General features: G+C 41.2%; 25 protein-coding genes and 1 riboswitch. Of the genes, 3 read left to right on the top strand and 22 right to left on the bottom strand.

Annotated elements, in window-relative coordinates; genetic code table 11:
- Positions 1-103: 103 nt before the first annotated feature.
- The 9 genes from licT to GPA07_RS01825 all read right to left on the bottom strand — a co-directional run bounded on the left by licT (position 104) and on the right by GPA07_RS01825 (position 8,886).
- The gene (licT, locus tag GPA07_RS01865; protein ID WP_008355583.1) at positions 104-937 is read right to left on the bottom strand and encodes a BglG family transcription antiterminator LicT; all 834 of its coding nucleotides are present in this window, start codon (positions 935-937) and stop codon (positions 104-106) included.
- Between the two features lie 221 nt (positions 938-1,158).
- Positions 1,159-1,971: a YwqG family protein gene (locus GPA07_RS01860; protein WP_157291938.1), complete on the bottom strand. Its 813-nt coding sequence runs from the start codon at positions 1,969-1,971 to the stop codon at positions 1,159-1,161.
- Positions 1,972-2,143: 172 nt separating this feature from the next.
- Complete coding sequence (locus GPA07_RS19095) at positions 2,144-2,599, bottom strand: methyl-accepting chemotaxis protein (RefSeq protein ID WP_442859328.1); 456 nt, start codon at positions 2,597-2,599, stop codon at positions 2,144-2,146.
- 536 nt (positions 2,600-3,135) lie between these two features.
- On the bottom strand, positions 3,136-3,870 hold the full coding sequence (locus GPA07_RS01850; protein ID WP_157291937.1) for an energy-coupling factor transporter transmembrane component T family protein: 735 nt from the start codon (positions 3,868-3,870) through the stop codon (positions 3,136-3,138).
- On the bottom strand, positions 3,860-5,458 hold the full coding sequence (locus GPA07_RS01845; RefSeq protein ID WP_157291936.1) for an ABC transporter ATP-binding protein: 1,599 nt from the start codon (positions 5,456-5,458) through the stop codon (positions 3,860-3,862). Before GPA07_RS01845 ends, GPA07_RS01850 begins: the two co-directional genes overlap by 11 nt.
- Positions 5,433-6,032: an ECF transporter S component gene (locus GPA07_RS01840; protein ID WP_008355611.1), complete on the bottom strand. Its 600-nt coding sequence runs from the start codon at positions 6,030-6,032 to the stop codon at positions 5,433-5,435. Before GPA07_RS01840 ends, GPA07_RS01845 begins: the two co-directional genes overlap by 26 nt.
- Complete coding sequence (gene tenA / locus GPA07_RS01835; RefSeq protein WP_157291935.1) at positions 6,029-6,715, bottom strand: thiaminase II; 687 nt, start codon at positions 6,713-6,715, stop codon at positions 6,029-6,031. Before tenA ends, GPA07_RS01840 begins: the two co-directional genes overlap by 4 nt.
- Positions 6,716-6,802: 87 nt before the next feature.
- Positions 6,803-6,906: riboswitch (TPP riboswitch) on the bottom strand.
- A gap of 56 nt (positions 6,907-6,962) precedes the next feature.
- Positions 6,963-8,087, bottom strand: a complete 1,125-nt coding sequence (locus GPA07_RS01830; RefSeq protein WP_157291934.1) for a hypothetical protein — start codon at positions 8,085-8,087, stop codon at positions 6,963-6,965.
- A 142-nt stretch (positions 8,088-8,229) separates the two neighbouring features.
- A complete protein-coding gene (locus GPA07_RS01825; protein WP_157291933.1) occupies positions 8,230-8,886 on the bottom strand; it encodes a type 1 glutamine amidotransferase domain-containing protein in 657 nt (218 codons plus the stop codon).
- Between the two features lie 256 nt (positions 8,887-9,142).
- Here GPA07_RS01825 and GPA07_RS18565 point away from each other — a divergent pair, with 256 nt between their 5' ends.
- On the top strand, positions 9,143-9,307 hold the full coding sequence (locus GPA07_RS18565; RefSeq protein ID WP_186299675.1) for a hypothetical protein: 165 nt from the start codon (positions 9,143-9,145) through the stop codon (positions 9,305-9,307).
- A 33-nt stretch (positions 9,308-9,340) separates the two neighbouring features.
- Here the strand turns inward: GPA07_RS18565 and GPA07_RS01820 are convergent, their stop codons facing one another.
- The 6 genes from GPA07_RS01820 to GPA07_RS01795 form a co-directional block, all read right to left on the bottom strand.
- Positions 9,341-9,712, bottom strand: coding sequence for a DUF1304 domain-containing protein (locus GPA07_RS01820; protein ID WP_008355621.1), 372 nt, complete (start codon positions 9,710-9,712; stop codon positions 9,341-9,343).
- A gap of 1 nt (position 9,713) precedes the next feature.
- Positions 9,714-9,971: an ORF6C domain-containing protein gene (locus GPA07_RS01815; protein WP_157291932.1), complete on the bottom strand. Its 258-nt coding sequence runs from the start codon at positions 9,969-9,971 to the stop codon at positions 9,714-9,716.
- Between the two features lie 206 nt (positions 9,972-10,177).
- On the bottom strand, positions 10,178-12,559 hold the full coding sequence (locus GPA07_RS01810; protein WP_008355626.1) for an immune inhibitor A domain-containing protein: 2,382 nt from the start codon (positions 12,557-12,559) through the stop codon (positions 10,178-10,180).
- A 179-nt stretch (positions 12,560-12,738) separates the two neighbouring features.
- Positions 12,739-13,032, bottom strand: coding sequence for a putative quinol monooxygenase (locus GPA07_RS01805; protein ID WP_071168342.1), 294 nt, complete (start codon positions 13,030-13,032; stop codon positions 12,739-12,741).
- Between the two features lie 24 nt (positions 13,033-13,056).
- Entirely contained in the window at positions 13,057-13,695 is a 639-nt protein-coding gene (locus GPA07_RS01800; protein ID WP_008355631.1) for a nitroreductase family protein, read from the bottom strand.
- A 13-nt stretch (positions 13,696-13,708) separates the two neighbouring features.
- Positions 13,709-14,152 carry a MarR family winged helix-turn-helix transcriptional regulator gene (locus tag GPA07_RS01795; protein WP_051009096.1) on the bottom strand — a complete coding sequence of 148 codons (444 nt, stop codon included), beginning with the start codon at positions 14,150-14,152 and terminating at the stop codon, positions 13,709-13,711.
- 228 nt (positions 14,153-14,380) lie between these two features.
- Here GPA07_RS01795 and GPA07_RS01790 point away from each other — a divergent pair, with 228 nt between their 5' ends.
- Together GPA07_RS01790 and GPA07_RS01785 are read left to right on the top strand one after the other, a co-directional pair.
- Complete coding sequence (locus GPA07_RS01790) at positions 14,381-14,671, top strand: hypothetical protein (protein WP_008355635.1); 291 nt, start codon at positions 14,381-14,383, stop codon at positions 14,669-14,671.
- 27 nt (positions 14,672-14,698) lie between these two features.
- On the top strand, positions 14,699-15,256 hold the full coding sequence (locus tag GPA07_RS01785; protein WP_157291931.1) for a VanZ family protein: 558 nt from the start codon (positions 14,699-14,701) through the stop codon (positions 15,254-15,256).
- A gap of 51 nt (positions 15,257-15,307) precedes the next feature.
- Here the strand turns inward: GPA07_RS01785 and GPA07_RS01780 are convergent, their stop codons facing one another.
- From GPA07_RS01780 to GPA07_RS01750, 7 genes are all read right to left on the bottom strand, one after another.
- Positions 15,308-16,609 (bottom strand): pyrimidine-nucleoside phosphorylase, encoded by a 1,302-nt coding sequence (locus GPA07_RS01780; protein ID WP_157291930.1) that lies wholly within the window; start codon positions 16,607-16,609, stop codon positions 15,308-15,310.
- A gap of 24 nt (positions 16,610-16,633) precedes the next feature.
- Positions 16,634-17,815 (bottom strand): NupC/NupG family nucleoside CNT transporter, encoded by a 1,182-nt coding sequence (locus GPA07_RS01775; RefSeq protein WP_008355640.1) that lies wholly within the window; start codon positions 17,813-17,815, stop codon positions 16,634-16,636.
- A gap of 167 nt (positions 17,816-17,982) precedes the next feature.
- On the bottom strand, positions 17,983-18,654 hold the full coding sequence (deoC, locus tag GPA07_RS01770) for a deoxyribose-phosphate aldolase (protein WP_008355642.1): 672 nt from the start codon (positions 18,652-18,654) through the stop codon (positions 17,983-17,985).
- 84 nt (positions 18,655-18,738) lie between these two features.
- The gene (locus GPA07_RS01765; RefSeq protein WP_008355643.1) at positions 18,739-19,683 is read right to left on the bottom strand and encodes a DNA-binding transcriptional repressor DeoR; all 945 of its coding nucleotides are present in this window, start codon (positions 19,681-19,683) and stop codon (positions 18,739-18,741) included.
- A gap of 60 nt (positions 19,684-19,743) precedes the next feature.
- Positions 19,744-20,619 (bottom strand): aldose 1-epimerase family protein, encoded by an 876-nt coding sequence (locus GPA07_RS01760; RefSeq protein WP_008355645.1) that lies wholly within the window; start codon positions 20,617-20,619, stop codon positions 19,744-19,746.
- 178 nt (positions 20,620-20,797) lie between these two features.
- Positions 20,798-21,886, bottom strand: a complete 1,089-nt coding sequence (locus GPA07_RS01755; RefSeq protein WP_157291929.1) for a saccharopine dehydrogenase family protein — start codon at positions 21,884-21,886, stop codon at positions 20,798-20,800.
- Positions 21,883-22,590: a class I SAM-dependent methyltransferase gene (locus GPA07_RS01750; RefSeq protein ID WP_157291928.1), complete on the bottom strand. Its 708-nt coding sequence runs from the start codon at positions 22,588-22,590 to the stop codon at positions 21,883-21,885. Before GPA07_RS01750 ends, GPA07_RS01755 begins: the two co-directional genes overlap by 4 nt.
- Between the last annotated feature and the right edge of the window lie 99 nt (positions 22,591-22,689).

Below are 22,689 nucleotides of genomic sequence, written 5' to 3'. Positions count from 1 at the left end.
TTTGCCTGCTTGACCAGTAACAATCCTAAAAGATTGTGGGTTATTGAGTTTATAGTTATAAATTATCATGTTAATTTTGTGATGTCAACGCTTTCTTTTTGATTTATTTTCTTTTTATGACTCGATCGATATGCAAAGTTAAGTATAACATCTCATCTTCTATGAGACTTCGGTTGTATTCTTTCTGAACATAATCATTAATTTTCTCAGCACATTGAAAAGCTGCTGTGTTTTTTTCCTTTACCACTTCATACAGAAATTCATTTTGATTTTCCATTTGTGTTTCGTTAAACAGACGTTGTCCAAAAAACTTTAAATGCGTGACAAAACGGAAATAATTTAATGATTCCTCGTCCAAATCAATTTGAAAGTGATATTTGACGATGTTCAAAATATCTTGAATCAGCTTTGTGATTTGAATAACGTTTGGCATTTCCTCATTGAGCTCTGCATTGACGATATGCATGGCAATAAAACCTGCTTCATCCTCAGGAAGGCGGATGTTGAGCTTGTCCTGTATGATGCGAATTGCTTCTACACCGCACATAAACTCATCTTTATACAACCGTTTGATTTCCCAAAGCAAAGCATTTTTAATGTCCATTCCTTTTTGATGACGTTCAATGGCAAAGGTGATATGATCCGTCAACGTGACATAAATACTGTCATTTAAATTTTTGTTCAGGCTCGTTCTCGCATGATCAATAATCGCCTCACACACTTGCATATACTCAATTGGAATATCGTAAAGCAGGGTTTTGAATTTTTCTGATATATCTTTATTTTGAATGGAAAATACTTTTTCAATACGTTCTTCGTCAATCGGATCTCCGCTTTTCTTTTGAAACGCAATTCCTCTGCCCATAATGACCAGCTCATGCTGCTCGTCATCATAAGCACTGACCACATTATTATTGATTACTTTCGAAATGATCAATTGATCCCCCCCCAGTACATTCCGCTTTTTCAAGCATTTCATTGTTGATATGTCATTTTATTATTATTTTCAAAAAAGAGGACTTTAAGATGATTTTACATTTTTTTTTGATACGGTCAACTAGAAAGAATGACATATTCCCTCTCAGAAATGATGAAATAGAGGCAAAAAAGTCTAAAAGCAGACAAAAAACACTCTATAAAAGAGTGCTTTTGATAAAATTAGGAACAATCCCAATTATAGACGACATTCTCGAAATTCTTTCGTTTGAGATCTTCTGGTTTGATAAAAAAGTTGGCGATGCCGCAATCTCCCCACATCAGATCCACTTCATCATCTGAATCAATTTGTAATAACAGAACGGTATGTTCTTGATCCACATAGGTACGCGGGTCCTCTTGGGTAAACCCTGGATAACCACCCATTTTATGACCAAATCCACTCTCTGTTTCATAAAATTCATCTAGCAATGCATCTGCTTCTTCAGCATCATCACTCAATTCTTCGAATAAGTCCCAGCTTTGTGTGCCTACGATTTTTTCAAAGCGAAAATCTCCTACGCTGATGGTTTCGCTTGATAATTCACCTGTGATCGCACCTTCCTTCGTGACAGGGAAATAAAAATCATCTGGAATCTTCACAAAAGAAAAATCAGTGAATAACTCTTCTTCTGCTAAAAAAGGTTCTTCAATGAATTTGATCTGAAAATCTTTTTGCTCTGTTTTATGGTCAATATTCATGCCATAAAGATCATCATGCACAGAAATATAGATTTGCAGAAGTCCTGTTTCTGGATAATCTTGCAGCTTCGGCAGCTGACCGAAATTAATTTGTGCCAATAGCTTCATAGGATGACCTTCAGCATCCACTGGATATTCATCGGTCTTTGGGAAGTAGGGATCACCTGCTATTTTACTGTCATAAGGTCCTGTTTTTCCTTGCTTCATTTGTAATTCAATCTTTGGTTTTTTGGTTTGATCTAACAATGTACGGTAAGGCGCTAGTACTTCTTGCAGCTTTGCTGATTGTGTCACGATGGTCTTCCTCCTTATGAATCGGTCTAGTGATCAAACAGGTATCTCTTTTTCTATCATACAGAAGTGTACCCTGCCTGTCAGCGATCAACCGGTCAATATTCTGACAAATACCTCACCTTAAAACGTTAAAAAACCTCCGATCTAGCTGGAGGTTTTGGTCAAAAAGTTTTTATTTTACTTGATAATTTACTAAGTCATCTGCTAATGTTTTCATCGTTTCGTTTGTTTCATGAAGTCCTTCAATAATTTTTGTGAAAGTGCTGACAAGCTCTGCTTGATGTTCAGAAGAAGCTACAATTTGTGCAATTTCTTCTTCCATTCCTTTAATCGAGCCCTGCACATCTTTCAATGCTGCTTCGATATCCGTTGTGGCTTGCTTGGCGTGGGTTGAAAGTTTTCTGACCTCTGTTGCGACCACTCCAAAGCCTGCCCCTGCTTCACCTACTCTTGCAGCCTCAATGGATGCATTGAGTCCAAGTAAGTTTGTTTGATCAGAAATTCCTTTAATGAGATTGGACACTTGATTGATTTTAGAAGAATTTTCGACAGTGGCTTTTGTATTTTGTAGAATTTGTTCACTTGTCGCTTGTAGTTCCTCTGAATGTGCGGCCACTTGCTGGACCATCGCGACTAGTTTTTCAGAAGCTTGGTTACTTTCTGTCATAATGTGTTCTAATCGTTGTTGATTTGACTGATCATAAGCAACACAAAAGACAGCTACCACTTGACCTGTCTCATCTGTGATTGGTACGGCTACGATATCCAATGGAATTCCGTACACCTCTTGAGGAACTTGGATAAATGATGCCTCTCGGCCATTTTTCAGCATAGAAAAATTTTGAAATCCCTCATCAACTGCATCACCAGTTTTAAACCCTAAGTTAATATCCCCGTGTTGCTGATAATAAAGTACCTTCTCTTTACCTAAAACAGAAAAGGTGAGTTGCTCTCGCATAGCTAGTCCAACGATGGGTAAAGTGGCTATTATGTTTTCAACAATTCTTTGTGACATTCGCTCACGTTCATCCTCTCTTTTCTCAGTACACCCTCTATATCGGTTCGTTATATGATCTATTACAGCCTGTAATGCGTCCCAATATCAACCAAATGACCTAAGTCACATAAAAAACCCACATTCCATCATAAGAATGTGGGGGTTTATCAAAAAATAAGCATGCACAACAGGACACTCACACTAATGAAAAAGAGATACATGTAGTCAATCCATGATGTGCTGATGACATGATAATACGTTCGCTCTCTCGTTCCTGTGAAGCCTCTTGCTTCCATCGCAATGGCCAAGCGCTCTGACTTCCGAATGCCCTGCGTGAAAAGGGGCAGTGCATAACGCATAAAAGCTTTCCAGCTGTTTTTTTGCTTGTAGCCTCTGATTTTATGCGCAGCCTTCATTTGCTTTAATTCACTTTGAAACAACGGGATAAACCGGAAGCCTGCAAGCATTCCATACGCCCATTTTGGTGACATTCGGCATTGATGTATCAAGCTCATCATAAAGGCCGTCAAATCAGTTGTGGATGTAAAAAGGAGACCAAATGTCACAAAGCCAAGCATTCTAAAAGAAATGGTGAGTCCATTTCTTAAACTCTCCTCTGTGACATGAAACCATGCCCATTTCCACACAGTATGATCCCCCTTACCAAAAGCCGCCATCATCCAAAACACGAGAATAAAAAAGAGCAGATAAGGAACAAGTCTTGTGATGAGATATTGGATATTCCAGCCGCCTAAGACAAGCCCGATGCCAAGGGCCAAAAGCCAGATGATGAATGTGGTTTTAGGATCAGAAATGGCCATCAGACAGCACATCGCAAGGAGATGAGCGAGTAATTTCACGACTGGATTCACAGTGGATAGAAAGGAATGATTACTTTGCAAGCGTCAGCACTTCCTTTCTTTCAACCACATAGCGGTAATGCAAAGGCACTCTCAGCTGATAACCATTGACGAGTTCCTGATTTGAAAATAAATCGAAAGGCGTCCCATCATACACATGCTTCCCTTGATGAAAAAGAAGTACCTGATCAGCGCACGCATCGACGAGCTCCATATCATGTGTGACCATGATAATAGTGGTGCCTTGCCGTTGACGCTCTTTCAGACGTCTGATTAGCTCCTTCGCCGTTTTCTCGTCCTGCCCGAAGGTCGGTTCATCTAAAAGGAGTACATCCTGATCGAAAAGAAGCATCGTGGCGACACTTAGTCTTCTTTTCTGCCCTAAACTTAAGGTGAATGGATGCGCGTTTGCATGCTTCTCTAAGCCGAACTCTACTAATAGCTGATTCGTTTTTTCTTGCACCACTGATTCTGGCCAATTTCGCTGTCTTCCACCAAATGCGATTTCATCAAACACTGTGTCCTGTATAAATTGAAGTTCAGGATTTTGAAATACAAAGCCCGCCTCTTCATATAGTGATCGGTCAGACCACTTTTTTAGATGTTTTTCTTTTAAGAAAATGTGGCCTTTTTTTAATGGCTCTAAACGTATGACATGTTTAAGAAACGTACTTTTCCCGCTTCCATTTTCACCGATGATCGCAACCCAATCGCCTGCTTTTATGTCTAGCTTCAGGTCATCTATAATCCTTTTTTTCCCGTAGCTTAGTTGAAGGTGTTCGGTTCGAAGGATTGTCTCTCCATCTATTGATGAGACTTTCTCATGCCGCTCTTTTCTTGCCTCAAAGGTTTGCATGAGTGTTTGGCTTAGTGGATGAAATGGATCTTGTACGACTGTGGACCATTTCTCGGGAAATATTTTCGGACGCCAAATTCCTGCCTCTTTCATTTCTTCCCCAAACGCTTTCATCACGTCTTTTGGAAGTCCATCTGCTATAATACGGCCTTGATGGTCTAATAAAATCACTCGATCCATCCACTCGATCACACCGTCCAACACATGCTCCACAAAAATCATCGTTTGATCCTGATCAACAGAAAGCTGCTGAAGCAGTTGAAATACCTCCATTCGTCCTGCTGGGTCAAGCTGTGCAGTCGGTTCATCAAAGAACAGGACATCTGGCTCTAGCGCTAGTAAACAAGCAAGCGCCAGCCGCTGCTTCATGCCGCCAGATAATGTATGAATATCTGTATTTGGAGCGACATCCAGCTGTACCTTTTGCATGAGATGTTGAATGATGTCATCCATTTCTTCACGAGGTACAGAGCGGTTCTCTAGGCTAAACGCAATTTCTTCATTGACTCGGTGCATACAAAACTGGGCGTCTGGGTCTTGAAACATGACACCTGTATGTCTTTGCAACATCACTTCTCCCTGTACATCAGCTTCCATATGTTCTGGAATGATTCCAGCAAGCACCGAAATGAGCGTGGATTTTCCGCTTCCGCTTGGTCCTAAAATCAGCACCTTTTCCCCCTTTTGAATAGAAAGAGATACTTGATGGAGCACGGGGTTCGGCTGTTCATAAAAACGGACAGTAAGGTTACTGCACGCGAGAAATGAATCCATGCTGTTCACCCTTATTTCGTTTTTCTTTCATAATGGCATATTGATTCAATACACCAGTTTTAGATAAGGCATCCACTACAACCTTTGCTAAGCATCCACCGAGTAGCATGCCACTGATGATTTGAGTGACAAGTGTCATGAGTAGCACTTGAGGGGTGTAATAACCAAAGCCATTGGCAATCAGGCTATATACCATCGCTCCTACTGCTGCAAAGGCACCAGACAGCATGAGTGTCCACATGCGATATCGCTGATAGCCAAAAAGCGCGAAGGCGATTTCTGCCCCAAAGCCTTGACATATACCAATCAGCAGCGCAGAAAGACCAAAGTGGCTGCCTGTCAGTAATTCTACGGCGGCGGCAGCTGTTTCTGCGATGAGTGCAGCTCCTGGCTTTTGGATAATGTAAGCAACGATTGGACTGGCAATGACCCAAATTCCGAACATGATGCTGCCCCCTGCTGGGCCAACAAGTGCTGTAATCGGTAAATAAAGAGTCGACCACCCTAAATAGATGACACCGCACGCTACAGATAAAATGACAGCAAGAACGACTTCTTTCATTTTCCACGTCATGAAGAATGAACCTCCATTTGGACTGGCCACTCTTCCACAGTAAAGGCCATTTCCCAAAATTGATACTCAAGTTGACAGCTTAAGATGAAGTGCTGTTTCATTTTCTCTTTTTCTTTCTCACTTGCTTCTTCTGCACACTGATCAAGTCGTTTGCAAAGCTCCACTGTGACAGAGTCCGTTAACCCGCCATAAAACGTGATCCACTCATAAAACGGATGGGCTGTGTCAGGCTGCACATCTGAGAGCATTCGTTTGCCTATTTCCCAATAAGTCCAAGGGCACGGGAGCAGCACTGCAATGATTTCTCCAAGTGTGCCTTCCTGAGCGACTTGCAGCATGTGATGAATATAATGGTGAGCGCTTGGCGCCAAAGAAGCACCCTGAAGCTCATCATATGCTACACCTGCTACTCGGCAAAGGTTTTGATGAGGATGCGTCTCACTATCGAGTACAAACGCCATCTGTTGGTGGAAAAAGCGAATGTCCTCTCTGTCTGTACACCGGCTGATTGCCGCCGCATAAATTTTAATAAAAGCATTTAAATATTCTGCATCTTGTTTAACGTAATGAATGATCTGCTCCATTTCCAGCTTTCCTGCTGCAAGTCCTCTGACAAACGGATGCTGATAAATGGCTTCAAATAATAGTTCTGCTTCTTGCCTTAATTGCGTTGAAAATGTCATAAAAAAAGCCTCCTCTTCTTCAGTTGAATAAATGAAAAAGCCACCCCAAATGGAGCGGCCTTCTTATCGATTCAATCATGAATAAGACAAGGTCCAGCTCCACTTCCCTCCGCTAGTACAAACTAGATCAGGTTCAAAGGGTCCAAGATTTTCTCTTGTCTCAGTCATACATGACTCCCCTAGTGGACTTTTGTCATTTAATTATCTTTACTCTACACATGTGGCGATTTGATGTCAACCGCCTATCTTAATTCAATGTTTTGATTGTTGGTAGCTTCTCGATTCCTGCAGCATAGTAGAAATTCAGGACACTGAAGAAATCAATTGGCTTTCCTGTTTTTAAATCAACAGCCAATATATGATCACCGTAATTTGTCAGATCATCAATGTCTAAACGCCTTGGCGTTGTCTTCCCGAGTGTATCCACAAAGGTATCATGGTAGTATTGTCCGCTAGCAAACGAAGATTGATGGTACATAAACAATGTCTCCACATCTAAGTAAACGAGAATGGCCTCAGATGAGCTCGCATAAGGGGCTGAGTACGACACTGGTGCCGAAATGCTTTTCACTTTCACGCTTGAAATAGAATGGGTTCTCTGTTCATATTTTCCATCATAGGAGAAATAAAATACACGCTCCCATTGATAATCGGCCGTCTTTGATTGGTTGTTATACACTTTTGCACCGTTCGCAAAGACGTCTCCATTTTCATACTCAGCGACAAAGTATTGCAAGGTTGACGATAGGGATACAGCACCTGTGAAATTGGGTGGATTTTTCGCATTAACCTGCAACGTGTAGGAGTCTCCGAAGTCTCCTCCGCTGGTGATACCGAATGCGTAATCACCAGCCGGTAAATTGGTTAATCCAAGCAGGCTGCCTGCCGGCTGAATGAGATCCGTCGGATAGGCTTGATCTGCTTCAAAATCAACCACAAATAATTGGACGAAATAATCAGCATTTGGAGAAGTAATCCGGCTAATAAGCGCCTGAGGTGACGATGTGCTTAAAAACCATAAATCAACTGGATCTTCCTCGTTTAAAACAGACGATTGATTGATGGCTAGTCCATCAATCGAGCGAACAGCAGACGTACGCAACTTTCCATCGGCAGCGGCTTTTCGTTTAATACTCACCCCGTTTTTCTTATCTACTTTAAACGATTTTTTCACTTGCTTTTGTTGAATCGCCGTTCCTTTATCTTGCTTGACAAATGACTCTTGCACTTGCTGAATGGCTTTTTCTGTAAGCGGCGACATTTTTCCATTTGGTTTTGGTGTATCTTCCGCTTTTATGGCTGGTGAAAATAAGCCTGTTACCAATAAAATAGATAGTAAGGCAGCGGTGATTTTTACGTAAAATGCTCTCACAGGAACATCCCCTTTTCCCTTATTTGGGTTTTTTACCCTGTGATCATTTTACCATTTTTCAATACTTGTTTTGGTCTTTTTGGAAAATTTTTATAACAAAAAACCAGCCGCATGAGATGAGTCACGACTGGTTTTTAGTGATTTATGAAATGGTTTTGACAAATAAGCGTGCTGTTTCTGCACTTGATCCTGGATTTTGTCCCGTAATGATTTGTCCATCTACAACAGCAAATGGCTCAAATGCTTCGCCTTTTTCAAATGCTGCACCTTGCTCACGAAGCTTTGTTTCTAATAAAAATGGAACCTTAGATGTCAGCTGAACAGCGTCCTCTTCCTCGTTCGTGAAGCCAGTTATTTTCTTCCCCTCGATAAACGACTTTCCATCACGACCCTTCACATCAACAAAGGCAGAAACACCGTGGCAAACTGCTCCAACCGCGCCATTTTTGTCTGAAATCGCTAAGATCGCATCGGCTACCAGTTGATTAGACGCAAAGTCGATCATTGGGCCATGTCCTCCTGCAAAGAAGATCCCATCATAATCAGCTGGGTTCACATCTGTTAGTGCCTTTGTGTCTTGAAGTAATTCATACACATCTTGATATTGCGCTGGGACACCGTCGGGAATCGAATTTTTATCAATCGGTACTGTTCCGCCCCGTATAGAAACAATTTGTACGTCTAGTTCATTTTCTTTAAAAATATGAAATGGCTCGGCCAATTCTTCTAACCATAAGCCTGTTGGGTGTCCGTTCATTTCTGAGCTGCTTGTTGATACTAATAAAACTTTCTTACTCAACTTCATCATCCTTTCCATTCATCATGTGGCTATTTTATATTTTGTGCAATTAAATTTCAAGCAATCATACTTGGGTGCAACTATTTATGTTATACCCGATTTTCTAAAAAATATGGCATCACTTTCAATCTAATGATTCTGTCACATTCTATTGGCAGGGAATTTCATGTAAAATTGTTATGGAGTGATATATAATATGAGAAACGAATGACAGACCTCTTGTGCTAGAGAGACTTTTAAAGGAGTGGAAAAAGAGATGAAAACCTATTCGATTGTGATGATTATCATCACGCTCTGTATCATATTAGCCGTCTTTTTGATGAACCTAACTGGGGTCATGTACGGAAAAATCATTTTGGCTGTTGCTGTTGCACTGTGTCTCACATCCATTATTCGTTTGATAGGTCTTCGAAAAAGATAAAAGCCGCCCCGACTAGGGCGGCTTTCTTTCGAATTAAATAGCCAGCATGAGCGCAATTAATGCGAGCAAGGCTGGTAAACCTTGTTTAATTAAAATGGATTTATTAGAAGTCACACCGCCAAATATCGCTGCGATCAACACACAAAGAATGAAAAATAGCTGAATCATATATCCAACAGTATTTGATCCAAGAATGAGCCCCCAAATGAGTCCTGCAGCTAGAAAACCGTTATAAAGCCCTTGATTAGCAAACATCACTTTCACATTTGGATCCTTTTGTAAGTGTTCAGGCAGTCGGAAAGATCTTTTCGCCATGTTTGATTCCATAAAAAACATTTCTAGTAACATGATGACAATGTGTTCTAAAGCGACAATTCCTACTAAAATCATTGCTAAAATATTCAATTTAGTTAATTCCTTTCTGCAGACGATCATGAATCTGTATTTTGTCCGTGTATAAATCAAAGTCTTGGATGAGTTCTAACGCTTCAGTAAACCGACTTTGTGGAATATCTTTCATTTTTCTTACACCAAATTCCTTTTTAATAAAAGCCATGATGGTATTGATATGAAGCTTCCCGTGGCCATCATATTCTAAATGGCTGCAAAAAGTCTGCATTGTCCCTCGAATCACCCTTAATTGCTTGTCAGTGACACAACTCATTGGTAACGCTCATCCTTTCCTGTTTTTTAACAGCTAAAAAGAACTACGCATGAAAGAAAAACCTTCCAGTCTCTATTATATAATGATTTCATTCGGATATCAAAATAAAAAAGAACAGACATTCGATCAAAGAGCGATCTTGGGGTAAAAATTCTCGACTTCACATAGGAAAAAGCCGGATTCAGTGATAGAAACCGGCTTTTTGTTTAGTTACTTTTAGAAATTAATACCTTTCCAACAGAACGATCCTTACTTTGTCCGACGACTTTAAAGGATAGACCATATGTTGGTACATCACGTCCTGCATCTGGATTATCTGGATTCACATAGTTCTTTTTGTCACTAAATGTACGGGTCGGTCGAATATAGCGATCTTCTAAAGTTAAGCCTGTTGTCGCTGTATAATCAATATTCAACTTCGTACTTGGATTCAAAGAGAATGCTGCATCATGTACTTGGAAACCTGTTGTTGCGATAGTGCCGTCACTCCATTTCAACACTTGTTGATCCGCATCTACGACACCAAGGAAGCCGTTACCTGGATGTTTTCCAACCCAGTTATCACTATACGATTGATCAACATACCACACGACCAAACCGTTATTATAGCTCATCAGACTCGCTCCACGTTTGATATGCTTCAAGCCTTTATCGACTTCAGCATAAGAGCGCCATTCTAGTAAATAGTACTGCCCTGCAAATTGTTTTCCATTAGATTGAGAGAATCCATTGAAGGTGAACGTGGGCGTTCCCTCCGCATCATCTGACCACACTTCCGATCCATCAGCTGTTATCTTTAGATCATCTACAAATAAACCTGGCAGTGAATAGCCTGCATCAGTTGTATAGCGGAATTGCAGATCGATCTTCTTCCCTGCATAAGCCGACAGATCAAAGGATGCGTCTACCCAGCCGTCTGATGTTCCGTCGATGCCATTGCCTTCATTAGCCCCTTCTTCATTTCGATCATTCGTGATATTACCAGCAATGGTTGTCCACTTATCTGTCCCAGTTTCACGAACTTCTACATACGCATAATCAAAATCCTCTTCGATATCGTACCATGCTTTAAAAGTAAGCTCTGCTTTGCTTCCCTTCGACAAATCAATCCCTGTTGTCGTCATGGTTGCGTTCAAATTGTCACCTGTTCCGCTAAAGTATGCGTATTTCCCTTGGGCAGGCTGCGTAACGACAATCTCTTTATCTGGTAAATCGACCCGAACCGCATCATAATTGGTTCCTTTTGTGGCTGCTTCATCGATTAATACTGTTTTACTTTTCTTTAAAGTTGTACCATCAATGGTTTTTCCAGAAAGCCAGTTGCCGCCATGCAGATTTTGAAGCATTTCTTTCGCATATGGACTAAAGCCTGTTGGTTCCGTACCAGGTATTCTACCTGCCCAGCTCCCGCTTGACATGATAGACCAATAAGAAACGGGCTCTCCTCTGCCTGTGTATTGTGTATCGTACTCATCAGGAAGACCAAGATCATGTCCAAATTCATGTGTGAAAACGCCCGCTGCGCCATCTTCAGGCTCAATGGTATAATCTAGAGCGCCTAACTTTCCACCTTGACCCACTTCAGATTCAGTGTTTGGAATCTCAAATACATCACCAAGTGACCAGCGGTGCGACCAAATAGCATCAGAGCCAAGCTGTCCGCCGCCTGCTTCTTCACCTATGCCAGCGTGAACGACCATGAGATGGTCAATAATGCCGTCCGGCTCATGATAAACACCGTCCTCATCAATATCATAACGATCCCATTGATCATATTCACCAAGGTCAATATTTGGGTCTTTTGCCGCTTCTTCTAATGCTTCTTGCACCAATTCACGCGGTCTGACATCACTGCCTTCTTCGTCAGGTCCGTTCCCACCATAATAAGCAGCATCATGCTTAGCCGTATACCATCCAGCAACTGTTCCACTAATGGTATAGCTACCACCAGACTGATTTTCATAATATTGCTTCATGGATACTTTGCGTTTACCATCTGGACCGATGTAGCCATTTTCTCCGAAAATCATATCTTGATAGTGCTGCTGATCGTACTTATCATAGTACATATCAGTCTCTTCTTTTTTAATACTATTATGCTTATAATCTTTAAAATCTATTAATAAAACCAATACTTTATCATTGCGAACTTCACCTTTATACTTTTCCTTTTTAACCGGTTTCACTTCATTTTCTACTTGTCCTTGATGCTTCTTTAATTTTTTCTTTTTGGCTAGTTTGTTATGTACTTTTTGTTTGTATTCTTTCAGGAATTCAGGTTCTTCTGTTAAGGTGCTTGCGCTTTGTTTCATCGCCGCTTCTTCTTTTTTCTTGAGATATTTCTTTAATGCTTTTTGGGATTCTGCTTCATTGGCATTCTTTTTGATTTTCCCTTGCTTTTTCAAGGCTTTGATGAGACGGTCTTCATTCACAACACTTGCGTCAAATGGAATACCTGAATAATGACCGCCATCTGAGGATGTTGACTTTTCCGAGGTGTGGGCAGATAGAGGGGTGCTGAAAGCTGTCAATGTGCCTAAACTGAGGACAGCCGTTAGTGCTATGCTCGTCCATTTTCTTTTTTTCATATTATTTCCTCCCTAATTTGGTAATAAATAATATCTTATTCTAGCATATTCCAATATACTTAAGCCGAAAAACATTTTGTTTTCAGAAACTTTGTGGAAAATGCACAATACGGGAGTGAAATAGATATCGAAAATAAACGAACCCTAGGCAATAAACGCCTAGGGTGTTTGTTGTTTTTCTATGAAAGCTGCTCTCCTTGAAATGCTACAACATCAAGCGGAGCTGCTAAAAATTCTTTTGCCTTTGCTACGAAAGCTTGGAAATGTGCACTGGCATTATGACTCTGAACCGCTGTTTCATCTTTCCACACTTCTACCATTAGAAAGGCATTTTCCTTTTCAGTATCCTTGAACAGCTTGTAGGATATATTGCCTTCTTCTGCCTGTGAAGCTTTCATTAACCCATTGATCTCTTCTAGAAATACGTTTTCCTTTTCTGGATGAATGGTCATCCCTGCATGAATAATGATCATGTGATCGTCTCCCTTTTTCAAAAATTATTTCCACTCCGCTATACGATCGATCGGTAAGCGGTAAGATGCATAACCTTCGTCAGCCGCTTTCCCAATGGATAGAAGCATGACTGGTACATAGCGTTCTTTATCCCAGCCAAACGTTTCAGCGATGACCTCTTTGTCATATCCGCCAATTGGGTTTGTATCATAGCCATGAGCACGAGCAACAAGCATGAGCTGCATAGACACAAGTCCACCGTCAATTAAGATCGTTTCACGATTCACTTGCTCTGGAAGAGCGTCAAAATGTGCAGTTAATGCAGCAATTTGTCTTTCTTTTACTTCCTGCGGCATGTAGCCATTTTCTACTGCTTTTGAATAAATTTCTTCTAAGTATTCATTGTTTTTCATATCTGCGAACACTGCGATGACAGCTGATGATGTTGCCACTTGTGTTTGGTTGAATTTTGCGAGTGGTGCAAGCTTTTCTTTTCCTTCTGGGCTGTCAATGACCATGAAGCGCCAAGGCTGTGCATTCACTGATGATGGTGCTGTAGTTGCCTCTTCTAAAATCTCTGTCATTTCTTCTTTGCTAATTTTCACAGATGGATCATAGTTACGAATCGAGCGGCGCCCTTTCATAATGTCCATAAAATCGTTTGTTTTTAATGTTGTAGCCATGTGTAACACTCCTTCAGGTTGTTTGAATCTTTTCGATGTTTTGTTGTATACGGATGAGCACATCAGTGAGAAGCTTTCGTTCTTCATCACTTACGTTTTCAAGCATTTCTGAGATAAATCGTTCTTTTTCTTTTTTAGAAGCTTCGATTCTTGTTCTGCCTTCATCTGTGAGACGAACAAGTGTGACTCGATTATCTTCTGGCTTTCTTCTGCGCGTGACCATTCCTTTTGTTTCTAACTGCTTTAAGTGACGCGTCACAGCCGCACTATCAATATTCACTTTTTTCTGCAAATCTGATTGGCTGATTTCGTCGGCCTTGAATAACAGTGATAGCAATTCCAGTCTTGATTGGCTGATGCCCGTGCATGCTTCGAACTTCACACCCATCATACGGCTCACGCACTGCAAACGATATAATACCTCTGCTTCTTCAGAGCAAAATGCAGTCAATGCCATCCCCTCTTTTCTATTCAGATCAATTATTTGATATATCAATCATTGACTCGTCAACTAATATACACCCATTGTTTCATGATTGCAAGAGGTTTGTTTCATAAGGTAACTCAACTCTACCAAAATAAATAAAAAGGATAGTATTAAATTTCACTCAAAAAATATTGACTTAATTACTATAAAATGTAATTATTTCAAAAGTAAGTAAAAATTTAATAAAGGATGATAATTTTGAAAAAGAATTTTCTTAAGTTTTTAACAGTTATTATGATTTGTTTCATTATGATTACGCCAATAGTAGCTCAAGCAGCCACTAAAGATTTCAAATTTGATATGACCCACCAATTATATATTGGTAAATACAAGTCAACTAAAAATTCTGTAACCGGAAAGATAAACATGACAAGTTGGGGCGGAGATACCTATTTCACCATTCATGTATATGAACAGAATTGGTGGAGTAATGAGTTAGTTACTCGTCTAGGATTTGAAAAATCTAGTAAAGGTTCTCTAAGTTACTGATAATCTTAGATTCAAGGAGAGTCTCATATGTTAAATCCTTCTCTACCCTATTTCATTATATGCGGTACTAGTTTAGTGATCTTCATATATAAATTAATGCGCGGTACTACAAGTAAAATCTTATTTCTATACTATGTATTATTTTCTTTATATATTGCTAGTCTTGTTTCACTAACTTTTTTCCCATTTCCTTATCAAAAGAAGTTAATAGAACTCATGATAGAAGACAATTTAGGTACTATTCATAATTTAATACCTTTTAAAACAATCATTGTCACACTTGAATTAGGCCTGACATCATTTATAAAACAAATCATTGGAAACGTTATTCTATTCATACCACTTGGATTTATTCTGCCTATTCTTTTCTCATTTTATCAATTACGAAAGGTTACTTATATAGGTTTCCTAGTGAGCCTGAGTATTGAATTGATACAATTTGTTTTAGATTTGATTGTAGGCTACAATTATAGAAGTTTTGATGTTGATGACATCATAACAAATACTTTAGGTACTTTAATTGGAGTCATAATTTATAAGTATTCAAAGAATTTATTAGATAAGTACAACTTAACACTACGTTAATATTTTTAGTAAAAAAGGACAAAAGCGACGAATCACTTTTGTCCTTTTTCTTTATTCAGTAATAACCGTATGAATCAAAGTCGGTGCATCGGCATGGTCAGCAATGCGGATGTTGTCATAAATTTTCTCGATCACATTCGCCACATCTTCACGATTTGCATGCAGCGTCACGAGAGATTCGCCTTTTTCTACACGATCGCCTACTTTTTTGTTCAGCATGATGCCGACAGATAGATCAATATCGTCTTCTTTTGTTGCACGTCCCGCTCCAAGAATCATCGCTGCGACACCAATTTCGTCTGCGACGATTTCAGCAACCACACCTGATTCTTTTGCAGGTACTTCGATTTGGTAAGGTGCTTGCGGCAGTTTTTCAGGCTGATCCACAATGGAGCTGTCTCCACCTTGGTTTTCTAAGAATTCTTTGAATTTCTCTAGTGCTTTGCCGTTTTTCATCACTTCAATCAGCTTTTCTCTTGCTTCATCAAGTGTGCTTGCTTTTTTCGCAAGAACGACCATCTGACTTCCTAATGTGAGCACAAGTTCATTTAGATCTTCAGGACCTTCACCACGCAGTGTGTCGATGGCTTCTTTCACTTCTAAAGCATTTCCAATCGCTAAGCCAAGCGGCTGAGACATATCAGAGATAACAGCCATTGTTTGTCTGCCAACATTGTTCCCGATGCGAACCATTGCTTTTGCGAGCTTTTCAGAGTCTTCAGGTGTTTTCATGAAAGCACCTGCACCTGTTTTCACATCTAATACAATGGCATCTGCACCAGCAGCGATTTTCTTACTCATAATAGAGCTTGCGATCAGCGGGATGGAGTTAACAGTTCCTGTCACATCACGAAGAGCATATAGCTTTTTATCCGCAGGTGTCAGGTTGCCTGATTGTCCAATAACCGCAACTTTATGGCGGTTCACCAGCTCGATGAACTCGTCTTTTGATATTTCAACGTGGAAGTCTTTGACCGCCTCAAGCTTATCCACTGTTCCACCTGTATGCCCAAGGCCGCGTCCAGACATTTTCGCAACAGGTACATCAAGTGCTGCAACAAGAGGAGCGAGTACAAGCGTTGTTGTATCGCCTACACCGCCTGTTGAATGCTTGTCTACTTTAATGCCGTCGATAGCAGACAAGTCAATTGTGTCCCCTGAGTTTGCCATAGCGAGTGTTAAATCTGCACGTTCTTGATCCGTCATATCTTGGAAGAAAATCGCCATCGCCAAAGCACTTGCTTGGTAGTCAGGAATTGTTCCGTCCGTATATCCTTTGACAAAGAAAGAAATTTCCTCTGAAGATAATTCTTTTCCGTCACGTTTTTTCGCAATGATATCTACCATTCTCATTGTTTTCACCATTCCTTTTTTAAATTAGTAAATCAAACCGACAACGACTGCTGTTAAGAAGCTGACGAGTGTTGCACCGAATAACAGCTTTAATCCAAAGCGTGCGACAACGTTTCCTTGTTTTTCGTTTAAGCCTTTGACTGCTCCAGCAATGATGCCGATAGACGAGAAGTTGGCAAATGACACAAGGAATACAGAAATGATTGCTTCTGTACGAGCAGTGAAATGGAGACCGTCCCCAGAAAGAGCCAGCATCGCCACAAATTCATTAGACACCATTTTCGTCGCCATAATACTTCCTGCTTGTACCGCTTCGCTCCAAGGTACACCGACAAGGAAAGCAAATGGTGCAAACACATATCCAAGTATATCTTGGAAAGAGATGCCAATCGTTGCTGTGAAAATACCATTAATCATCGCAATTAATGCAACGAATCCAATCAACATCGCAGCAACAACAATGGCTACTTTGAAACCATCCATAATATATTCGCCAAGCATTTCGAAGAAGGATTGCCTTTCTTCTTCTACAACTTCGAGCATATCTTCGTCCTTAGACACTTCATATGGATTGATGATAGACGCAATAATAAATCCACCAAATAGGTTCAGCACAAGTGCTGTGACAACGTACTCTGGTTTAATCATTTGCATGTACGCACCGACAATAGACATTGATACAGTCGACATCGCAGATGCACACAATGTATAAAGACGCTGTTGAGGTAATAATCCGAGCTGTTTCTTAATGGAAATGAAAACTTCTGATTGACCTAAAATCGCTGACGCTACGGCGTTGTAAGATTCTAGTTTCCCCATTCCATTGACTTTACTAAGCAAATATCCAATTCCGCGTACGATAAGCGGAAGGATACGCCAATGCTGCAGAATACCAATCAATGCAGAAATAAAGACGATCGGCAGCAAGACATTGATGAAGAAAGTTGATGCATTATCATTCATTAATCCGCCAAATACGAAGTTGATCCCTTCACCGGCATAGCCTAGAAGCATTTGGAACCCTTTTGCAAAGCCTCCAACTAGGAAGTTTCCAACACCTGTATTGAGCAGAATATAACCTAAAATAAATTGCAGTACAATCATGACAATGACTGGACGGAATTTCACTCGCTTTTTCCCGTTACTTGCCAGCCATGCAATGGCGAGAATCACCAGCAAACCGAAGATACCAATGACGTATTTCATGTTTTTCCTCCTTGAATGAATTCGTTTACATTAATGCGCTTGTATGATGCAAACCCTATTTCGCAAACAAAGCGCGGAAGAAATTACCATAAATGAGATTCTTCCGCATATGACTTTTTCATCATTTAATGAGTCATGAATGTTATCCTACCATAGGATCGTATGAATTAATAGTCTTTCGAAGGAGCTGATTGATCCCCTTTAATAATGGAAACGCCTGCACTGGCACCAATGCGGGTAGCGCCTGCAGCTGTCATCGCTTCAACGTCTTCTTTTGTTCTCACACCGCCTGATGCTTTGACACCGATGTCAGGTCCTACTGTTTTACGCATTAATGCGATGTCCTCAGCTGTTGCACCGCCTGTACTAAAACCAGTTGATGTTTTCACAAAGTCAGCGCCAGCTTTTACTGAAAGCTCACATGCACGTACTTTTTCTTCATCTGTCAGTAAACATGTTTCAATAATGACTTTCACAAGCGCCTTGCCTTTTGCAGCTTCTACAACGGCACGAATATCTTGTTCAACGACATCATTGTCGCCATCTTTTAATGCGGCAATGTTGATGACCATGTCCACTTCTGTTGCACCGTTTTCAATCGCATCCTTTGTTTCGAATGCTTTGACCGCCGTTGTGCTTGCGCCTAACGGGAAACCAATGACTGTACACACATCAACGCCTGTTCCTGCCAGCTCTTTTGCTGCAAGAGACACCCATGTTGGATTGACACAAACGGAGGCAAACTGATAGGTCTTGGCTTCTTCAATTAACTGCATGATCGCAGCTTTAGATGTATCTGGTTTTAGTGCTGTATGATCAATGAGCTTTGCTATCGTCATGCTTCACACTTCCTTTTAATTATGATACTTTCATCTTAAATCACCATTGAACAATTGTAAACATAGTTATGAAATTTTGTTCAACTATTTTGTGACATTTAAAAGAGCCCTTGCTGTGTGCTGGTCAATAATTAATACGTTCGCATATTTTCCTCTAAGCGCCCCATGGATGGAGGCAACCTTTCGATGTCCGCCAGCGACAAGAATGGAGCGTTCTTTTGTTCTTAAATCATCAAGCTCCACGCCGATTGTTCGATTGTTAATGGCTTCACTGCAAATGCGTCCTTCTTGATCATAAAAACGAGAACAAATATCTCCCACGCTGGATGCCTTGAGCAGTGCCTTTTCTTCTTCACGGAAATAACCGAGCCTAAACAAAAGTGCCTCATCTCTTACCGTCCCCACAGTAAACACAGCGATATTCGCCTGTCTGCCCATTTCAATGATGCGCTGAATATGTCTATCCTGTTCGACCATCTCTTTGACGGTTGCACTATCAAACACAACAGGCAGCGGTAAATAGCGTGGGGCTGTTTGAAAAGCCTCAGCAAACAGCTGGATTGTTTCCGCAGAATATGTATTCACATGTGAGTGGCTGATCCCGCCTTTTAGCTGGACCACCTCTACACCCTTTACTTGTTTAGGTTGCATCTTTTGTGCAATTTGATACATCGTGGTTCCCCAGCTCACCCCAACGATATCGCCGTCTTTTACCTTGTCTTGCAGGTAATCAGCACCAAACCGGCTCAAGTAATCGGTGATGGTTGGATAGTCGTCCTTTGGCGAAAATACCACATGGGCCTCAAGCAGATCATATTTTTCTTTCAGCAAAGAGGACAACTCATTTAAATCCTCAAACGGGTCCATCACCGAAATTTGGACGTACCCTTTTTCCTTCGCATATTGAAGCAGCCGAGACACAGTTGGTCGCGACAGGTCAAGCTGTTTGGCGATTTCCTGCTGACTGTAATCAGATAAGTAATAGAGCCTTGCTGCTTCAATACTTAATTGCTGTTTCTCCCGATCCATTCGTACGCCTCCTTTTTTCTTCTATCATAACAAATTGTTCATCTCATCATGCACAAATGTTCATTTAAAGAAAATGGTATAGGCTGCGTGAAAGGTCTCATTCTTCTCTAAAGTTTGAATGCCGAATTTCTCCTTATACTGCCCATTCGTCCCTTCCATATCAGCGATCCCATACCAAGGCTCAATACAAACAAAAGGTGCCATCGTTCCCTTTTCTTGATCATATGGAGACCAAATACCAACGAACGGAAAGCCACTGAGATCGACCTCAACCCCGTGACCCGCCTGTGAAGTCAATGATACTCGATTGATATGGCTAAAGATCATCGCATCGTTCTGAAAAAGCTCTGGGCGAAGCTGAATCGGCTCAAGTTGAACACCTTTTTTCTTCTCTCTTACAAGTGAATCCTGAAGTTCATATTGGACTGGATCATGTTCGGTAGAAGGTGTCAATGTGAGTGAATAATCCGCAGGCTTCTCCCCTTCAACAAGCGGGACATGAAATGCCGGATGCCCGCCAATAGAGAAATACATCGTGTCATCACCGTCGTGAACAATTTCCCAGGAAATCGTCAGACCATTTTCCGACAGCTCATAACGAATACGTGCTGTAAATTCATACGGATATTGTGCAGTGTGGCGGCCATTTGATTGATATTGAAAAACCACATCATCTTTTGCTTCTTTCAATAGATCGAAATCAACATCACGCAAAAATCCATGCTGAGAGAGTTCATATGTTTGGTCTCCTATCTTATATTGATCATCCTTCAACCGTCCGACAATCGGAAATAAGACGGGCGACACCCTGCCCCAATAAGCAGGATCACCAGACCACATATAGTGACGTCCGCTTTCTTTATGAAGCACCGCTCTCACCTCGGCGCCTCGCTCATTGATTTGGACCAATAACAGATCATTTTCAATCGTTCTCATTCAACACATCCCCTTTCCTTCTTCTTTTATTATGACAGGGATTTTCGGTTTGAGTATAAAAGAGTTCGTTACAACGAAAAAAGCTTCTCCGTTAACAGGAGAAGCCTCAGATTGTTGACAAAGAATGCGAGGGTTTGTCTACAAGCTGAGACTAGCAGGGTCGCTAGTCTTCTTTTTGTCATGTCAACACGCTTGCTCTCATCGCTAACGCCCACTCTTCTTGCGTTTTTTGATCCACCAAAGCGAAGACGCCATTCGAATACGCTAGTGAAAATAATTCTTCCATATGAAAGACGCCTGCTTGAAATCGTCTGTTCAATAAGTGCAGAGCTGCGGCACAGGCAACCTGAGCCGTTGCTTGAGACTCATCATGCCCCTCGATTCCAATCGCTGCATGCTGCCTCCCATCCTTCCCTGTCACATCCACTTTGACCGCATATTGATCTGTTCCCATTTGAGAGGATTGAATCAATGAAATGACTCGATCCTTCATCTTCGTTGAGGTGAGAAATGACGTCATTCCAAGGGTTCTTGTCAATGCCAGTGCACGCGTTGCCACGCGGGAATCAAAACAAAGTCTTGTCGTTACAGAAGGCACTTGGAGTGTGAAAGGCAATGTCTGTTGATCAGAAAAAGGGAATCGGTAAGCATACCGCTTTCCAAGCCTACCACCAAAGTCTATTGGCTTACCTCCAGTAAAGCTTTTGACTCTCTTTTGCTGATGATTCTCCGTCAACTCATAATCCGTATGCACATGATCAATTGTCCATTCAATGGCGGCTTTTCCATGCTGATCGCCAATCCCAAGCATGATGCTAATATCGATTTGCTCTACGGATGTCAGCTCAGATACCGCCTTTGCTGCAAGTAAATTTGTTAGGCCAGGCGCAAGCCCTACACTGAGCAAAGCCGTTGCGTTCATGTGCTGGTGATCCAGCTTTGCCACCTGCTCAATATACGCGCCCTTTGCCGAAATATCGAGATAATCAACACCTGATCGCAAACATGCTTCAGCAAATGACGTGTCTTCTTGATCAAGGCACATGATCACGAGTTTCGTTTCATCCATCCAGTCCGTATTTAAAGGGTGTTTGACATCTATTTGAAAGGGACGTACACGCCCCTTTGTTAGACGTGAAAATTGGTCAGCCTTCTCATAGCTCCTGCCTGCCGCAAAGACTTGACCAGGATACTGTTCACTTAATTGAAGACATATTTGCTGTCCAACATGTCCATAGCCGCCTATCACCATAATCTTTGACTTCATCTCTCATCCGCCTTTCTACGGCCTCGCTTGCAGACAAGCCCTTTGATCATCCCCGCTTGAAAATAAGGTCTGATGTCTTGAAATCCTGCTTCGGTTAATTGTCCTGTCATCTCTTCTTCAGACACGGGATGTGTTGTTACACCCAGCCTTTCTTGAAAGGACGTAAACACGTCTTTTCCCAAACCTTGACGTTTCATGAATAGAGAAAGCATATGAAGCTCCTGCCGAAATGCAGGCGATTCCGGGTCTCCTTGAATAAACGCCATCATGAGCGGTGCACCTGGCTCAAGCCGGCGGGCGATCTCCTTTAAAAAGGTCATCTGATCTTTTACAAAATGAATGACAAGCAAACTCACCGCTACATCGTACAACTTTTCAACCGGCACATTGTCTAAGGCAATCTCATACCAAGTGACGCGGCCCTGCATATGAAGCTGTGCCACTCTGCGCTTGGCCATATCAAGCATAGCCTGAGATGGATCAACCCCTGTGAGATGCCAGTCTTTATTTCTTTGAAGCATGTTGATGATCTCTTCGCCCCCACCTGCTCCGACTGTCAAAATGCGAGATGCCGCCCCCATTAATTCGATTTCTACTCTATCCACTGTCAGCTCATGCAAAAGATGATAGCCCGGTACTTTATGCGCAATTGTTGCTGCATAAGATTCAGCAACAGGATCATGCCAATGTTGATTTACACTCATATGTCTTCTCCTCCAGTTTTCGCTTTGCTTCGTTTCCTTTACACTAACGGTATGTTATCTTCATTGTAAGAAGATAGATGAGAAAAAACGATCCCTAAA

It is taken from the genome of Bacillus sp. ms-22, assembly GCF_009759805.1.
GTDB classification, from domain to species: Bacteria; Bacillota; Bacilli; order Bacillales; family Bacillaceae; genus Bacillus; species Bacillus xiamenensis.
The sequence above is the reverse complement of the archived record's forward strand: the minus strand, read 5'-3'. Positions and strand labels throughout refer to the sequence as shown.

What these genes read in the sequence shown, in the direction of transcription:
- GPA07_RS19095 (WP_442859328.1), bottom strand. Translation starts at nt 2,599, where the DNA reads ATGGTCCAGCAAGTGGCCGCACATTCAGAGGAACTACAAGCGACAAGT.
- GPA07_RS01845 (WP_157291936.1), bottom strand. Translation starts at nt 5,458, where the DNA reads ATGGATTCATTTCTCGCGTGCAGTAACCTTACTGTCCGTTTTTATGAA.
- GPA07_RS01840 (WP_008355611.1), bottom strand. Translation starts at nt 6,032, where the DNA reads ATGACGTGGAAAATGAAAGAAGTCGTTCTTGCTGTCATTTTATCTGTA.
- tenA (WP_157291935.1), bottom strand. Translation starts at nt 6,715, where the DNA reads ATGACATTTTCAACGCAATTAAGGCAAGAAGCAGAACTATTATTTGAA.
- GPA07_RS18565 (WP_186299675.1), top strand. Translation starts at nt 9,143, where the DNA reads ATGAAAACCTATTCGATTGTGATGATTATCATCACGCTCTGTATCATA.
- GPA07_RS01815 (WP_157291932.1), bottom strand. Translation starts at nt 9,971, where the DNA reads ATGAGTTGTGTCACTGACAAGCAATTAAGGGTGATTCGAGGGACAATG.
- GPA07_RS01810 (WP_008355626.1), bottom strand. Translation starts at nt 12,559, where the DNA reads ATGAAAAAAAGAAAATGGACGAGCATAGCACTAACGGCTGTCCTCAGT.
- GPA07_RS01805 (WP_071168342.1), bottom strand. Translation starts at nt 13,032, where the DNA reads ATGATCATTATTCATGCAGGGATGACCATTCATCCAGAAAAGGAAAAC.
- GPA07_RS01800 (WP_008355631.1), bottom strand. Translation starts at nt 13,695, where the DNA reads ATGGCTACAACATTAAAAACAAACGATTTTATGGACATTATGAAAGGG.
- GPA07_RS01795 (WP_051009096.1), bottom strand. Translation starts at nt 14,152, where the DNA reads ATGGCATTGACTGCATTTTGCTCTGAAGAAGCAGAGGTATTATATCGT.
- GPA07_RS01785 (WP_157291931.1), top strand. Translation starts at nt 14,699, where the DNA reads ATGTTAAATCCTTCTCTACCCTATTTCATTATATGCGGTACTAGTTTA.
- GPA07_RS01780 (WP_157291930.1), bottom strand. Translation starts at nt 16,609, where the DNA reads ATGAGAATGGTAGATATCATTGCGAAAAAACGTGACGGAAAAGAATTA.
- GPA07_RS01775 (WP_008355640.1), bottom strand. Translation starts at nt 17,815, where the DNA reads ATGAAATACGTCATTGGTATCTTCGGTTTGCTGGTGATTCTCGCCATT.
- deoC (WP_008355642.1), bottom strand. Translation starts at nt 18,654, where the DNA reads ATGACGATAGCAAAGCTCATTGATCATACAGCACTAAAACCAGATACA.
- GPA07_RS01765 (WP_008355643.1), bottom strand. Translation starts at nt 19,683, where the DNA reads ATGGATCGGGAGAAACAGCAATTAAGTATTGAAGCAGCAAGGCTCTAT.
- GPA07_RS01760 (WP_008355645.1), bottom strand. Translation starts at nt 20,619, where the DNA reads ATGAGAACGATTGAAAATGATCTGTTATTGGTCCAAATCAATGAGCGA.
- GPA07_RS01755 (WP_157291929.1), bottom strand. Translation starts at nt 21,886, where the DNA reads ATGAAGTCAAAGATTATGGTGATAGGCGGCTATGGACATGTTGGACAG.
- GPA07_RS01750 (WP_157291928.1), bottom strand. Translation starts at nt 22,590, where the DNA reads ATGAGTGTAAATCAACATTGGCATGATCCTGTTGCTGAATCTTATGCA.